The sequence below is a fragment of the Parasphingorhabdus sp. NYA22 genome, from assembly GCF_976973735.1.
Genome location: NZ_OZ333478.1, coordinates 44,689 through 58,870 on the forward strand (window position 1 = coordinate 44,689; position 14,182 = coordinate 58,870).

Annotated in this window: 14 protein-coding genes and 1 pseudogene; 3 read left to right on the forward strand and 12 right to left on the reverse strand. The window is 59.1% G+C overall.

What is annotated here, in order from left to right; genetic code table 11:
* Positions 1–27 precede the first annotated feature (27 nt).
* From ACWFTY_RS17200 to ACWFTY_RS17215, 4 genes are read right to left on the reverse strand one after another with little or no spacing between them, the layout of a single operon-like run.
* Positions 28–1,389 carry a hypothetical protein gene (locus tag ACWFTY_RS17200; RefSeq protein WP_447526996.1) on the reverse strand — a complete coding sequence of 454 codons (1,362 nt, stop codon included), beginning with the start codon at positions 1,387–1,389 and terminating at the stop codon, positions 28–30.
* A gap of 12 nt (positions 1,390–1,401) precedes the next feature.
* On the reverse strand, positions 1,402–1,881 hold the full coding sequence (locus ACWFTY_RS17205; RefSeq protein ID WP_447526997.1) for a hypothetical protein: 480 nt from the start codon (positions 1,879–1,881) through the stop codon (positions 1,402–1,404).
* Entirely contained in the window at positions 1,865–2,323 is a 459-nt protein-coding gene (locus ACWFTY_RS17210) for a DUF7665 family protein (RefSeq protein ID WP_447526998.1), read from the reverse strand. Before ACWFTY_RS17210 ends, ACWFTY_RS17205 begins: the two co-directional genes overlap by 17 nt.
* Positions 2,324–2,326: 3 nt before the next feature.
* Positions 2,327–2,572, reverse strand: coding sequence for a hypothetical protein (locus ACWFTY_RS17215; protein WP_447526999.1), 246 nt, complete (start codon positions 2,570–2,572; stop codon positions 2,327–2,329).
* 21 nt (positions 2,573–2,593) lie between these two features.
* Between ACWFTY_RS17215 and ACWFTY_RS17220 the strand changes: the two genes are divergently transcribed.
* Positions 2,594–2,743, forward strand: a complete 150-nt coding sequence (locus ACWFTY_RS17220) for a hypothetical protein (protein WP_447527000.1) — start codon at positions 2,594–2,596, stop codon at positions 2,741–2,743.
* Positions 2,744–2,764: 21 nt separating this feature from the next.
* On the opposite strand, the pseudogene ACWFTY_RS17225 reads toward ACWFTY_RS17220, so the two are convergent.
* From ACWFTY_RS17225 to ACWFTY_RS17245, 5 genes and pseudogenes are all read right to left on the reverse strand, one after another.
* A pseudogene (locus ACWFTY_RS17225) lies at positions 2,765–3,217 on the reverse strand (IS66 family transposase); the annotation flags it as partial.
* Positions 3,145–3,654, reverse strand: a complete 510-nt coding sequence (locus ACWFTY_RS17230) for a LysR family transcriptional regulator (protein ID WP_447527001.1) — start codon at positions 3,652–3,654, stop codon at positions 3,145–3,147. The gene ACWFTY_RS17230 and the pseudogene ACWFTY_RS17225, both read right to left, overlap by 73 nt.
* 31 nt (positions 3,655–3,685) lie before the next feature.
* On the reverse strand, positions 3,686–6,814 hold the full coding sequence (locus ACWFTY_RS17235) for an efflux RND transporter permease subunit (protein WP_447527002.1): 3,129 nt from the start codon (positions 6,812–6,814) through the stop codon (positions 3,686–3,688).
* Positions 6,811–7,917: an efflux RND transporter periplasmic adaptor subunit gene (locus ACWFTY_RS17240; RefSeq protein ID WP_192796942.1), complete on the reverse strand. Its 1,107-nt coding sequence runs from the start codon at positions 7,915–7,917 to the stop codon at positions 6,811–6,813. The genes ACWFTY_RS17235 and ACWFTY_RS17240 overlap by 4 nt, the downstream gene beginning before the upstream one ends.
* Entirely contained in the window at positions 7,914–9,371 is a 1,458-nt protein-coding gene (locus ACWFTY_RS17245; protein ID WP_066842334.1) for an efflux transporter outer membrane subunit, read from the reverse strand. The genes ACWFTY_RS17240 and ACWFTY_RS17245 overlap by 4 nt, the downstream gene beginning before the upstream one ends.
* A gap of 294 nt (positions 9,372–9,665) precedes the next feature.
* Between ACWFTY_RS17245 and ACWFTY_RS17250 the strand changes: the two genes are divergently transcribed.
* A complete protein-coding gene (locus ACWFTY_RS17250; protein WP_198046012.1) occupies positions 9,666–10,274 on the forward strand; it encodes a TetR/AcrR family transcriptional regulator in 609 nt (202 codons plus the stop codon).
* 4 nt (positions 10,275–10,278) lie between these two features.
* Entirely contained in the window at positions 10,279–11,457 is a 1,179-nt protein-coding gene (locus tag ACWFTY_RS17255; protein WP_447527003.1) for a patatin-like phospholipase family protein, read from the forward strand.
* Between the two features lie 189 nt (positions 11,458–11,646).
* Here ACWFTY_RS17255 and tnpC read toward each other — a convergent pair whose 3' ends face one another.
* Genes tnpC through tnpA form a run of 3 tightly spaced genes read right to left on the reverse strand, consistent with a single transcriptional unit; the run spans position 11,647 to position 13,994 of the window.
* Complete coding sequence (gene tnpC / locus ACWFTY_RS17260; protein ID WP_447524186.1) at positions 11,647–13,188, reverse strand: IS66 family transposase; 1,542 nt, start codon at positions 13,186–13,188, stop codon at positions 11,647–11,649.
* 54 nt (positions 13,189–13,242) lie between these two features.
* The gene (gene tnpB, locus ACWFTY_RS17265; protein WP_447524187.1) at positions 13,243–13,590 is read right to left on the reverse strand and encodes an IS66 family insertion sequence element accessory protein TnpB; all 348 of its coding nucleotides are present in this window, start codon (positions 13,588–13,590) and stop codon (positions 13,243–13,245) included.
* A complete protein-coding gene (tnpA, locus tag ACWFTY_RS17270; protein ID WP_447524188.1) occupies positions 13,587–13,994 on the reverse strand; it encodes an IS66-like element accessory protein TnpA in 408 nt (135 codons plus the stop codon). The genes tnpB and tnpA overlap by 4 nt, the downstream gene beginning before the upstream one ends.
* Positions 13,995–14,182 lie beyond the last annotated feature (188 nt).

A 14,182-nucleotide genomic window follows, 5' to 3' on the forward strand; every position in this document is an offset into this window, starting at 1 on the left:
TAACGTCTGAATCTCACGGTGGTTCGCCTAAATACATGATTGAAACCCAGGATTGAGCTGAGTTAACACCGAATTACCTACGGCACGTCGTGCATCTAATGCGCGCAGATCAAAATCAATAACTGCATCAAGTGTGTCGCCGTGCAACAGTCTCAATATTTGTCCGAGCATAAGAACCCCGGCGATGCCCCCAACGAAGGGCGCACCGACCGCTGTGCCTGCAAGACGCGTAAGCCCGCAGTCGTCAACGCCCTGCTCTTTGAGGCGATTATACCCTGGAGTCTTTCCTATTGAGATGTCCGGCTCAATAGCACCAGCTTTCCAGAGTGCCGACGCCTTCCGTTGTGCAGGGAAACTGTGCAGGCGAACAGATCTAAAGTCATCCGCAGTTCTGCCGATTCCGGCTTCAATCACAAGCGGGAAACCGGGCGCTTCTACCTGGCTACGGGCTAAGGCGTTATCGACGCCACAGACGAGAATTGACGGATCGTCGGCACGCCTGCAAAATCCATCATCAAATGGCCGCTCGACTAAGCTCGTCATGAACCCGAGCGATTCAAAAAGCGTTGCTACTGTGCGGGTTTTGCGTCCAGTACTACCGTCAATCGTCAAGATTGATGTGCTCGATGTTGAACCCGTCACTATATCGGTATCTTGAAGTACCAGTTTTACGGCTGACCTATCTTGATAAGGACACATCGCCAATACCCATAGAAATGCTTGCCCTAGATGTCCCAGACCGAGCACCCATAGATGATTTGGCAACTGCGAAAGCGTTGGCCCGTCACTCATAGAGGAGAACCAGTCTGCGTCTCCGTCAGGTCGCCAAACCGAAAGCCCTTGAGGACGTAAGCCCGCACCGGCTTCACCGCGCAATATTGCGAAGACTTCGGCTGCCGCAAATGCGCCCGAAAGCACAGCTGCCGGTGCTGTCACATCACATTCGCTAAGACGTTGATGCCCTAGCGGCACGACACCGCCGCGCCAGCCTTCGAAAGTGAGCTGACAACCTCGCTCTGGGGGCGTCGACAGGATACTGCCGATGATCACAACCGGTGCTTCAGATGCTTTTGATCCAACATTGCCGCCCAGTGCGATGACTGCTGATTTCAAATCTTTTCCAAGCCATGGTGCGAGTAGTGGTACATCGCCGAGCCCGGATACAGTCACACCGCCTAATGCGAAGCGCGAAGCAATATTTACAAAAGTGAGCAGTGCAATTTGGTGAGCCACACTCTGGACAATTTCTGGGCCTACTGCGACATGTGCGGAATAGCTCATCAACCGCGCCATTGCAGCATCTGGATCGACCGCTTCGCCGATGTCGAGATCAAGTTTGGCTAGGCGGTTGAAGCCATCGACGAACTGATTGAAGTCAGCATGCTGCATAGATAAATCCTTTCAAAATTTTAGCCCTCGCAAACCGGCGCGAGGAGACGGTAAAGAAATCCATTTGCGTGCGCCAAGATGACGATAGATGCCAATACCGCGCAGATTCAAAACAGAAGAAGCGAAATTGGGAACGATGAGCGCTGTGTGACCTCTAATTGCAATCATGGGATGGTTCTGATCCGAAAGGCTCTGACCGGAGCTGCCAGGATGAGTGTGAACATCGGCAATAACCTCCAAGCCAGTTGCTGAACAGCGGTCCCAAACTCGATTAAGAGCGGCGCCCGCTAGATGAACATGTCCTTGGGCAAGGGCGTAGGGGTCGATGTCGTCATAAAAGACAAAATCCGTGACCCAGCCACCGGTGACTGTGCGGGACCCGAGCAGAAAAGCACCACTTTCTCTGATGCCAGCACCGCGAAGACGCAGTTGTCGCATAAGCCGCCACCACTTATACCATGAGATTCGTAAACGATTATCCGGTGATGCCATGATAGCATCGCGCGTTTAAAAGTCTGTGAACTTCACTAATATACTGCACGATACCCCGGTCAGGTTGCCACATAAGGTGGGGATATTGAGTCGGCCAATCATGATGCCCATTAAGGGATACCCGATCGAGCGGCATATATAATGCTAGTCCGTTTTGCCAACCGCGGTTGAAAACGCTTACGAACACGGCATCACCGGTCGGCCACTGGTTGAGGGCAGGCACTGTTTCAGTTTCAGGATCCCAGAGACCGCCTGTTGGCGGGGCGGCTGGATAGCCTGCAAAGTTTAGCCTCAGATAGAAGATCCGACCATCACGGGCTGTTATACCGAACAGCGCAAAAGGCCAATCGAGTGAGACGATTGACCACCGATTGCGCGCGACGCCTTCCAGAAAAGACGCCGCGCCAATATCGCGTTCCCAAATAGCTTGGTCAGGAGTCATCGATTAGCCGTTGATGCGGTCTGAGGGAACAAGGTCGAAGATAACTGAGCATGTTGGTGGATTGGCAAGCGAGCCAACATGTGTCGCCTCGTCCGGACGGTCAGAACTGTCTGCGATCTGCAGTGACAATTCGACCGAGTCGGCAGGGTCGATATTGAGTTTTTTTTCGGCGCGCCGTTTGACCTTTTTTAGTGTCACGCTCGGTGCGAAGCGATGCTCGTAAGTCTTGCCAGCGTAGCGGACAATCAAGTCGATCCGCTTGCAGCAGCTATGGTGAAGGAAAATGCTGCCGGGTTTGAACTGATGATCATGAGTGACAGGATCGTCCTGGTCTTCGACAAAGAGTTCACCGGGGCCAAACTCTGTGTCCAGTTCTTGCTTGAGTTTCTTGAAGTCGAGCTTATTGACTTTGCGGTGTAAGCGTGAGCTGTGGGCCGCGTATTATGCGGCTTGACGTGTCCGTTTATTATCGTCTGTCCAGTTCCATGGCATGAGTTCGTCCCATCGGGAAGCGGGCCAATCGGATGCGATTTTTTCAATAACATCGGTAATATAGGCTTGGGGCTCCACGCCATTGAGCTGACAGGTTCCGATAACCGAGTAGATGGCGGCGGCGCGTGTTCCTCCGGCCTTGGATCCGGTAAATAGCCAATTCTTGCGGCCTATCGCTATGGAACGGATGGAGCGTTCTGCAATGTTATTGTCCATCTCGGCTATGCCTTCACCGAGATAACGTGTGAGCGCATCCCAGCGTTTGCGGCCATAGGCTAGAGCCTTGGCCATGTTCGATTTGGGCGACAGGCGGCGCAAAGCATCGTCGATCACGCTGCGCAGCGCCTCGATTTGCGGTTTGCTATGTTCCTGACGGTTCTGGCGGCGAACATCGGGCGGCTGGCTATATCGATCTCGCCGCTGTCGAGACCCGCGAAAAGTGCACTGCGGTCCGATTCGACGCCGTTGATTTTAAGGTCAGGGTTCTCGCGTTGCGCGGCGACCAGCGTAGCACGAAGGTTTCCAGCAGAGACGGAGTTGTTGAACCCGACAACGAAACCTCCTGCACGGCCACTGCCCGCCGCGCGCGTGTTGGCGATCATCCGGTCCGCATTGGCGACCATAGGTCGGGCGCTGCGCAGAAATCGCAACCCGGCGGTCGTTGGAGCTACACCCGAGTGTGACCTCAAGAATAGCTGAGCGCCGACCGATCGTTCGAGCTTCATAACTGAGCGACTGAGCGTTGATTGTTCAACATCAAGGGCGCGGGCGGCGCGATAAAAGCTGCCGTGATCCGCTGCAGCGATTGCATATCTTAGTTGACGAATGTCGAATGCCAATTACGAGCCCCGGATGTTGACGGTACAATCATCACTTTCCTGATTTCGAGCTGGCGGACTGTGCGCCAAAGAACCACGCGTACAGAACGGGCACCGCGCCCAATGTGATTGCCAGAGCAAACACCAAACCAAACGCGATAGCGCTGGCCAAGCCGTAGAAAAGCACGTCCTGTCCGATGATGAGCGGTAGGAGTCCGAGGATCGTGGTGATCGTCGTCATCAGGATTGGTCGGAACCGGCGCATGCCGGCCTGGACCACCGCTTCGGCTACTTGCTCAACGTCAGCATCGTCGCGCGTTTTGCCTTCATCGTGTGCACGTTTCTCCGCTTCACTGCGCTCGATCTCGCAGCGGTCGACGAGAACGATGGCATTGTTGATGATAATGCCAAACAGAGCGAACAGGCCGAGGATCACCATGAAGCCGAAATCGGCCTGCATGATATGAAGCCCGGCTGCCGCACCGATCACGCCCAGAGGAACGACTAGGAGAACGACACCGGCCTGTCGGAACGCACCGAACTGGATCACCAGCATGATGACGATCAGCCCCATCATCAGGGGCAGATTGGCGAGCAGCGCGCTGGTGCCTTCCGAGCTCTCGGCGATAATGCCGTCCCATTCTATATGATGACCCGGCGGCAGCATCGCCTCGAGCTCGTCGAGCTTGTCCTGCACCATCGGAACCATGTCCTGCGGGGTGACCGAGGTAGGACGCGCTTCGACCGTGAGCGTCTTGATCAGGTTCTCGCTCTGGATGCGTCCCCGTTGCGGGACAAGCGAAGCCATCGCTACTTCACCCAACTGTACGACCGCTCCTTCCGCCCCGACAAGCGTCACCGCTTCCAGTCGGGCCGGATCGGTGCGCTCGATTTCGGGAGCACGAATGACGATCGGCGCGAGATCATCGCCGTCGCGATAGACGCCTACGGATTGCCCCGAGAAATAGGTCGTGAGCGCACGCGAGACGTCGGCCGAGGTCACGCCCGCCGCACGCGCGGCCGCTTGGTCGACCTCGACCCTGTATTGCATGGACGGTTCTTCCCAATCGGAGAAGATGTCGATCGTCCCTTCGACCTCGCGCAGGATGCCCGCGAGCTTGTCGCCCGTTTCAAGCAGGACATCGGGGTCCGGGCCGCGAACCTGCACCTGGATCACGTTGGGATCGCTCGGCCCGAGGAACATCCCCGCGATCCGCATCCGAGTGTCGGGAAAGGCCACGGCCATGTCCTGCCGCAATTGCTCGACACCGGCATCGCGCACCTCCGCGTCCTTCGCGTTGATGACGAGGAAACCCATATTGGGGGCTGGGTCCGATGGTGCGAGCGACAGCACGAAGCGCGGTCCCCCAAACCCTGAATAGGAAGCCACGCTGTCGAAGTCTGGATAGCGCTCGTCATCGTCAATGAACTCGGAGATCGCCTGAACCTTTTCGTCCATCGCAACGCTCGAGGTTCCTACGGGCATGTCGGCATAGACGAGTATCTGCGCACGGTCGGACGAGGGGAAGAATTGTTGCGGAACCAGCTGCAGCGATGCCGCTGCGATAGGAAACAGCGCGGCCATGCCGCCAAGATAGAGCTTGCGATGCGCGAGCGCCCAGCGAAGAAGCTTCTCGTAGCGCGCCGATCCCCAGTCGAACGTTTCGTCAACCTTGGCCCTGATCTTGCCCTTCTGTTGCTCCTCGGGTGGCCTGGCGAACCAATAGCACAGGGTGGGGATCACCGTGACCGCGATCAGCCAAGAGCTCGACAGAGCGATCAGGATGACGAGCGAAATGTTGCGCGTGTATTCACCCGATTCCTGCTGCGCGAGCATGAGCGGCAGGAACACAAGGATAATGGTGAGTGTCGACGCGAGGAGCGGCCCGGCGAGTTCTCCGCCCGTCTGACCGATAGCCTTGCGCCGGTCGATGCCTTCGGCGAGGCGCTGTTCGAAATCCTCCGCGATCACAATGCCGTTATCGACCAGCAGGCCGAGCGCGATAACGATGGTTGCAAGGCTCATACGCTCTAGCTTGATGCCGTACATGCCCATGATTGCGAGTGTGATCAGCACGACCGCAGGAACCACTGCGCCGATTACGAGCCCCGTGCGAAGGCCAAGGAAGAGGATCATGGTCGCAAGCACGATGGCGAGCGTCTGGAGGACGTTGAAGCTAACGCCGTAGACAGCGTTCTTCACCTGCTCGGCCTGCCAGGTCATGGTTTCAAGCGTTATGCCCGCGGGCAGCGACTGGCGCACGTCGTCGATCGTTTCCTGCGCGCGATCGGCGTAGTTGATCACGCTTTGCGCCTCGTCCATCGAGATGGCGAAGACGATGGCAGGATCACCGTTGAAATAGGCGCGCTGCAACGGAGGATCGATAGATCGTTTGCTGACCTGCGCGTAATCGCCGAGCCGGATGGTCCCTGCCGGGCCGAGGTCGAGATAAAGGTTTCTGACGTCTTCAAGTGTTTCGAAGGCGCCCGACGGTTCGATCGACAATCGGCGGCTTTCGGTCTCGATTGCGCCACCGGGCGCCACGACGTTCTGCTGTGCGAGCGCCGCAGCGACCGCATCGAGCGGAACGCCGAGTTGGGCGAGCACCGCATTGCTCATCTCGATATAGACCCGCTCCTGCGGTCGACCCAGGATGTCGACGCGCTTGGTGCCGGGAATGGTGTAGAGCTGGTCGCGCACATGCTCCGCAAGATCGCCCAGCTCGTCCATCGGGAAATCGGCAGATTGCAACGCCAGCGTAATGACCGCGACATCGCCGAACTCGTCGTTGATGATTGGCGCCATCGTACCTTCGGGGAACTGGCCCACAGTCTCCTCGACCTTTTCGTCCAGTTCGTCCCACGCCTGATCAAGATCGTCGGTGGCGAAGGCGACTTCGGCATGGATAATCGATTGTCCCTCCATTGAAGTGGCACGCACTTCGTCGACCTCGGGCATCGTCTTGATAGCTTCGGCGAGCGGGGTGGTGATGAGGGTCTCGACCCGTGTCGCGTCCATCCCCGGATGCGCGGTAACGACCACGGCTTCGCGGATAGTGATCGTGGGGTCCTCGCGCGCGGGAAGCGTGAAATAGCTCGCGACGCCGTAGATCATCGCGAGCACGACGATGAGTAAAACCGCCGCGCGGTAGCGGAAGCCGAGTTCCGAAAGATTGCTCACGATGCGAACCGCCGCGCGCCGGCGCCGATCAGACTGACGCGCTCACCGGTTTGCAGAAAGGCTGCTCCCTTGCTGACGACGACGTCGCCGCTCTTCAGCCCGCTCGTTACCGTAACGCGGTTCTCGCTCGCCGCTTCGAACCGGATGGTGCGCGCGGAAACTTTATCGGTTTGCGTGTCGACGACCCATACCTCTCCGCGATCGGGACCGGTGGGCATGATGGCGGTCAGCGGTATCGCGTAAGTGGCGGACTGTGGCCGCGGTTCTTCGTTACCGGCGTCGCGAGACAGGCGAACCTCGGCCACCTCGCCGGGCTCGATCGTCCCTTCACCGGCCATCACCCGTGCGACGATTTCGAAGGCGCCCGGCCCGCTGCCGCGGCTGGAAATCTCGGTGATGGTCGCCGCAAGAGCTGGCACGTCGCGTCCCGGTCGGAGCACCTCGACCGATTGACCGGTGGCAAGCCGATCGCGCAGCGTTCCGGGGACGCTGAAGACCACTTCGGTTCCGAAACCGTCGAGCTCGAGCACCGGCTGGCCGGGGGAGACCTGGGTGCCCGGCTCGACGATCCTGCGCGCCACACGACCCGAAAAGGGGGCGCGCAATCGGGTATCGGAAAGCGTCTCGCGCGCCGAGCCAGCCTGCGCCTGCCCGGCATCTAGAAGGGCCTCGAGACTGTTTACCTCGGCATCGGCGGTCTCCAGCCGCGTCTCGGAGGTTGCACCCTCGGCAAAGAGCGCGCGCTGTCGCTCCGCTTCCTGTCGGGCGCGCGCAAGCCGCGCGCGGGTTTCGACGACCTGCGCGTCGGCAGACGCGGCATTGAAGCGATAGGTCGCGGAATCGAGTGTCGCGACCACCGCGCCGCGTCCGACCCGATCGCCGATCTCGGCGCGTACGGAGGTGAGGGTCCCACCGACTTCGAAGCTGAGTGACGCGCGCTGTTCGGCGCGTACGCGCGCCGGGAAGGTCACTTGATCGTCGGATGTGGTTTCCGAAGCGCCGACTTCGACCCAGGCGACAGGTCTGGGCTCGGGCGGTTTTTCCGTTTCGGAACAGCCAGCCAGCAAGAAGGCTGACCCAAAAAGGGCGAGGGTATGTTTCACGATGGGTCTCCCGATGGTGCGGCCTGCCAGCCGCCGCCGAGTGCGGCGTACAGCCCCGCCATGGCAAGACTCGCCTGGCGATAGGCAATCGCTCGGCCGCGTTCCGCATTCCGCAGACCCCGCTCAGCCTCTTGCAAGCGAAGCTGGTCGATCGCGCCGTACTGGAACTGGATGCGGGCGAGGCGGTAATTTTCTGCCGAAAGGGTCGCGGCGCGCTCGCTCAGTGCAAGTGCCTCACGTCCCAGGTCGTAGCGGGCGATGGCCGTCTCGGTTTCCTCGAGCGCGGTTAGAATGCTTTGCTCGTAAGCAAGCGCAGCCCGGCGCGCTTCCAACTGAGCGAGATCGATTTCCGCGCGGATTCGACCGCCTTCGAAGACGCGCCACGACAAAAACGGCACGATGGAATAGCTGGTGCTGTCGCCATCGAAGAGCGTATCTAGCGCGATCGATGAGAAGCCCCCTGCCGCGTTGAGGCGCAGCTGCGGGAAAAGCTCGGCCCTCGCGACGCCAATCTCGGCGGTCTCGGCCGCCAGTTCGCGTTCAGCGCGCGCGATATCGGGGCGCCTTCGGAGCAGATCGGCGCGCAGGCCGACAGGCACGTCGAGCAGCGCGACCTCGTTCCGATCCTCGGTCGCGAGCGCGATCTCTCGTTCCGGCAACCCGCCGATCAGCGGCCCGAGAGCCAGGGCAGCAGCCCTTATCTCGACATCGAGGCGCGGAAGCTCGGCTTCGATGCGGGCGAGCTCGCTTTCAACGAGCAGCAGGTCGGCACGCGATATTTCGCCCTCGCGAAGCTGAATATTCGAGAGCGCCAGCAGTTCGCGCTGCGCCGCGATGCTGGCGAGAAGCGCGCCGCGCTCGGATTGGTATCCGATCAGGGCAAGATAGGTCGAAGCCGTCTCGATGGCCACGGCGAGCCGTGCACCGTTGGCGGCTGCAATCGCGCCTTCGATGCGCGCATCGCCCGCTTCCAGAGCGCGGCGCGTTTGGCCCCATAGGTCGATCTGCCAGGCGAGCGACCCCCCGACATCGTAGATTTCAAGTTCTCGCTGAAAGCCGGGGATCTGTGCAAAACCCGGATTGGCGTTGAGGCTTTGCTGCAGCGCGGTGACGGAGGCATCGGCTCCGACCGATGGAAGCGCGGAAGCCCTGATTTGCGCGCGTCGCGCCCGCGCTTCCTCGACCCGAAGGAGTGCCTGTCGGATCGTCAGATTGTCCTGCAGCGAAGCTTCGACCAGCCGAGTGAGCACCGGATCGCCCAGATTGCGCCACCAGGCGATGAATTCCGCTTCGGCGACCGGTACGCTTTCCCGATCGATCCAGTCGGTCGCTGTCGCCTCGATAGGAGGCCGCTCGTAATCAGGACCGACCGTGGCGCAGCCTGCCAGACCCGCCGAAAAAACGGCGGCTATCCATCGGCGATGGTGGCCTGGTCGCATTGTGAGTCTGATCATAATGGGCTGGCCTGCTAGGCGATTCGCTCTGAACCGTCTAGTACAATCTAGAACGAATTTGCTAAGTCAGTCGCTTGTTCCTGAAGGATTTCAGCAGCCGCTCCTGCGCGAAAGTCGCGTTAAGGCGCTGAGAAGATACGAAATATGTCGAATAACTTAGCGAGAGATCAATAGGTATATCGATTCCGAACGCCAAGCAGAAAAGCTACCCAAAAGTTCATCATGAACCTTCGGGTTGGCTTTCTGAAACCGAATCGCCTATGGCCACTTTCAGATCGGAACGAAGTGGAGCAGATGAACAAGATCACGCAGACGAAGAAGCGGGCGGCTATTCTCGCCGGGGCTCAGCGCGTGTTCGTACGCGAGGGGTTCGAGGGTACCAGCATGGATGCAGTGGCGCGCGAGGCGAAAGTCGCCAAGCCGACGCTCTACAATCACTTTCGCGACAAGAACGCACTTTACGTTGCGGTGGTCGAGCATTCCTTGACCCGGGTGCGCAGCGAGATCGTACCACCGGAATTGCGTGACATGACCGCGACCGAAGGTCTCAAGGTCATCACCACGCGCCTCGCACGCATGTTCGGGCGTGACGACGACGTGCTGCGTCTGTGCCGCATCTGCATCGGCGGCTTCGACCGCTTTCCGCTCGCTACTTCGACCTTCATGTATAACGGCCCCCAACGCGGCAACCGCGAAGTAGCGAGCATGATCGCGCTATGGGCCGGGCGGGGCGAGCTAGCGTGCGACGATCATGAACTTGCCGCCCAGCAATTGGGTGAACTTTGCAAGGTCGGGATTTTCGATCCGCGCTTGTACGGCTCGCGCGAGAAGGCGTCGATCGACGAATGTCACCGGATTGCTGCGGCCGCGTATCAGACCTTCATGGCGCGATATGGCAAATAGGAGCATGCGACGCAGGCCTGGTATCGCCTCGCGGATACCAAGACGGACATCGCCGAGAGCGATGCTTTTGATCGTCCTTTCTGCCGCGCTCGGTGCCTGCGCAACTCTGCCCGAGCGCGAAGACGTTTCCTCGGCGGCGCGGATGGGTGGACAACTCGTTGATTTCACCGGCACGCGGTTCGATACAGAGGCATCAATCGAGATTATCCGGCCATGGCATGATCGCTGGATGGCGGAGAGGCGAGCCTCGGGTGACGACGAACCGATCGACCTGCTGGCCATCTCCAGCGGGTCGGACAAAGGAGCCTTCTCGGCAGGCTTCCTTACGGGCTGGAGCAAACGCGGCGACCGGCCCGACTTCGATCTCGTCATCGGGGTCAGCACCGGCGCGCTTATCGCGCCTTTTGCTTTTCTAGGTCCAAGCGAGGACGACGCTTTGCGCCGCCTCTACACGACAATCGACGCGGACGACATCTACCGTCAGCGTGCGATCTCCGGGCTGCTCGGTGGACCAGCTTTTGCAACCAGCCGTCCCTTGCTCGAAATGATCGAGCGCGAGGTTTCGCCCGAACTTGTCGAGCGGATCGCAGAGGAACACCGGAAGGGTCGCCGCCTTCTGGTAACTACGACCAATCTTGACACGCAGCGCGGCACGATCTGGGATCTGGGTTCTATCGCCGTCTCGCCGATGCCCAACCGCGAGCATCTTATCGAGAGTCTCCTTCTAGCCTCCTCGAGCGTCCCTGCGCTGATGCCGCCCGTAATGATCGATGTCGAGGCGGACGGGCAGCCCTTCCGCGAAATGCATGTTGACGGCGGCACCGCAGGAAGCTTCCTCGCGATACCGCCCAGCATCCTGTGGGGACAGGCCGAGCTCCGTGAGCGAGCGGATGTGACTAACGGCTCCTTCACCATTCTGTATAATGGCCGCCTTGCGCCGCAGGTCGAAGGCGTCGAGCCAACGGCTTTTTCGATCCTGCGCCGCTCGATCGAAACCATGATCGCCCATGCCGATAGGAACATCCTACGGTCCTATCGCGAATTCGCCGTCCATCATGGCGTAACGCTTGCGGTCTACCAGATCGGTGACGATTTCGATGATGACGCCTTCCCAGACGAGCAGTTCGATTCCGCATTCATGCAGGCCCTGTTCGCCCATGGCGAAGAGCAGGGACGTCAGTGATGATGTAGGGGCCTGCCGGCCTCCTACGGCGTTGGCCGTCGGGTTGCGAAGGCCAGCAAAAAGCATCTGTCAATGCCAGCGGACGCTGCATCTGAATGCTAATTTTTGTTCTCTCGGGCCTGCTGGTAGTTGCATTGAACTGCGCGAAACAGGTCACCTTCATGGTAAGCGAGAGCTGGGGGCCGCGTATTATGCGGCTTGACGGTTCCGTTTGTTATTGTCTGTCCAGTTCCATGGCATGAGTTCGTCCCAACGGGAAGCGGGCCAATCGGATGCGATTTTTTCAATAACATCGGTAATATAGGCTTGGGGTTCTACGCCATTGAGTTTGCAGGTTTCGATAACCGAGTAGATAGCGGCAGCGCGTGTTCCTCCGGCCTTGGATCCGGTAAATAGCCAATTTTTTCTGCCTATCGCTATGGAACGGATGGAGCGTTCTGCAATGTTATTATCCATCTCGGCTATGCCTTCACCGAGATAGCGCGTGAGCGCATCCCAGCGTTTGCGGCCATAGGTTAGCGCCTTGGCCATGCTTGATTTGGGCGACAGACGGCGCAAGGCATCGTCGATCACGCTGTGCAGCGTCTCGATTTGCGGTTTGCTATGTTCTTGGCGCTGCTGACGGCGGATATCGGGTGGCTGACCGCGAACATCGTCCTCGATCCGGTATAGTCCTGCAATCCGTTCCAGCAGGTCGGTGGTGAGCGGCGTCGGACTTGCTTGATGGTTCTCGAATATCTTGCGCCGGAAGTGCGCCCAGCAGGCGACCTCGCGTATCCGGCCATCCTGATAGAGCTTATCGTAACCAGCATAGCCATCGGCCTGCAGCAAACCTGTAAATGTCTTAAGCTCGGTCTGCGGATGGATACCGCTGCGATCAAGGGTAAACTTGTACCAGACCAATGCCGGACCGGTAGAGCCGGATGCGCGGTCATCGACAACATGGGTCCACAGCCTCGCTTGTGCCGTTTTACCCTTGCCGGGTACCAGCATCGGGACCGGCGTATCGTCGGTATGGATCTTTGCGGCCTTTAAGCCTTCTTCGCGGATACGGCTAACGATAGGATCGAGCAGACTGGCGGCTTGGCCAGCCCAACTGGCCAGCGTCGAACGGTCGATGTCCACACCTTGCGCCGCCATCATCTCGGACTGACGGTAGAGCGGTAGATGATGATCGAACTTGTTCACGACGACATGGGCAAGGGTGGCGAAGCTGGCTTTACCCCGGGCAATGGCTTTGGCAGGCGCATGGGCCTGCACAATCTTCTCGCAGGAACGGCAGCTATATTTGGGACGGATGGTACGGATAACGCGCCATTGCACCGGCAGTACATCAAGTATCTCGTCGCTGTCTTCGCTAAGCGGGCGAAGGGTGCCGCCGCAATCAGGACAATTACAGGCACCTGTCTCCGGTTCAATGCGGCGTTCATCGCGTGGCAGATGATCAGGCAAAGCGCGAACGGGCGATGGCCGTCCGGCTTTTACGATCGGCTCAGGCGCCCGGGCATCGGAAATCGCAGCTTCACTCTCCAGCTCTTCGAGCGTCAGTTCCAGTTGCTCGATCTGCTGCGACAGCTTCTCCGACGACTGGCCAAAGGTCATACGGCGCAGCTTGTCCAGTTGTAACCGCAGCGTCTCGATCAGCGTGTCACGGGCCGCCAAAGCAGCTTCCAGCTCGGCGATCCGGGCGTCTTTATCGGGGTAAGAATGAGCGGTATCTGACACCGCCATTTAATAGCCGAGTGGCTCATGGATTACCAGTAAAACCCGCCCAAATATGCCGTTTTATCCCGCCAGAAGCGGAACGGCCGTGCGTTCAGGTCTACGCCAGTCAATGCCTTCGAGAAGCATGGAAAGCTGGGCAGAAGAGAGGTGCACTTTGCCGGTCCTGGTCACCGGCCAGACGAAACGGCCACGATCCATCCGTTTGGAAAACAGGCACATCCCTTGGCCGTCATACCACAGCAGCTTGACCAGATCACCGCGCTTGCCACGAAAGGCGAACAGCGCCCCTGAATGCGGGTTCTTCTGCAATACTTGCTGCGCCAGTACCGCCAGACCATTAAAACCCTTGCGCATGTCGGTCGCACCGCAAGCTAGGTAAATGCGCGTCGAAGGAGATGGCGGGATCATCGGGAAAGCACCGCGAGCACCCGTGTCAGCGCATCGGCATCGACCGCCGCGTCCACCGTCAGTCTTATCCTTGTCGGCAGGTCTATCCTGATCAGACTAGGCTGTGCAGGATTTACCGCCGCTCGGTCGCTTGGGCCAGTATCCAGCGAGACTTCGGCAAAAGCAGGTGCGGCAAGCGCTCGGCCTGACGGGTTCATGCCACCTAACTGACCGTTCACCGCCAGACGCCGCCATGTGTATAGCTGGCCACTGCCAATCCGGTGACGCTCGCAAGTCTGGCCAACCGATCCTTCCGGACCAAATGCATCTGCCAGCATCGCCAGCTTCTGCTCGGCTGTCCAGCGCCGACGGCCGCCGACAATCTCTACACGGCCAAGACTAGAACCACTCATATGAGTGGTCATATGACTAATCGTATGACTGCTCGCTGATCCCGAACCCATGTCGTCCATAATCGCCGCTCCCAAATAAGCAGCCTTCAACCCTTAAATGCCATAACGCGCAAGGCGGCCTACAGCTCTCGCTTACTTTGCGGTGGACGACGTCGAGGCAACCACCCCGCTTGATAAAAATGTCGATTGACATGGATAAT

What these genes read in the sequence shown, in the direction of transcription:
- ACWFTY_RS17250 (WP_198046012.1), top strand. Translation starts at nt 9,666, where the DNA reads ATGAACAAGATCACGCAGACGAAGAAGCGGGCGGCTATTCTCGCCGGG.
- tnpA (WP_447524188.1), bottom strand. Translation starts at nt 13,994, where the DNA reads ATGACCACTCATATGAGTGGTTCTAGTCTTGGCCGTGTAGAGATTGTC.
- ACWFTY_RS17245 (WP_066842334.1), bottom strand. Translation starts at nt 9,371, where the DNA reads ATGATCAGACTCACAATGCGACCAGGCCACCATCGCCGATGGATAGCC.
- ACWFTY_RS17205 (WP_447526997.1), bottom strand. Translation starts at nt 1,881, where the DNA reads ATGGCATCACCGGATAATCGTTTACGAATCTCATGGTATAAGTGGTGG.
- tnpB (WP_447524187.1), bottom strand. Translation starts at nt 13,590, where the DNA reads ATGATCCCGCCATCTCCTTCGACGCGCATTTACCTAGCTTGCGGTGCG.
- ACWFTY_RS17220 (WP_447527000.1), top strand. Translation starts at nt 2,594, where the DNA reads ATGGTGAAGGAAAATGCTGCCGGGTTTGAACTGATGATCATGAGTGAC.
- tnpC (WP_447524186.1), bottom strand. Translation starts at nt 13,188, where the DNA reads ATGGCGGTGTCAGATACCGCTCATTCTTACCCCGATAAAGACGCCCGG.
- ACWFTY_RS17255 (WP_447527003.1), top strand. Translation starts at nt 10,279, where the DNA reads ATGCGACGCAGGCCTGGTATCGCCTCGCGGATACCAAGACGGACATCG.
- ACWFTY_RS17200 (WP_447526996.1), bottom strand. Translation starts at nt 1,389, where the DNA reads ATGCAGCATGCTGACTTCAATCAGTTCGTCGATGGCTTCAACCGCCTA.
- ACWFTY_RS17210 (WP_447526998.1), bottom strand. Translation starts at nt 2,323, where the DNA reads ATGACTCCTGACCAAGCTATTTGGGAACGCGATATTGGCGCGGCGTCT.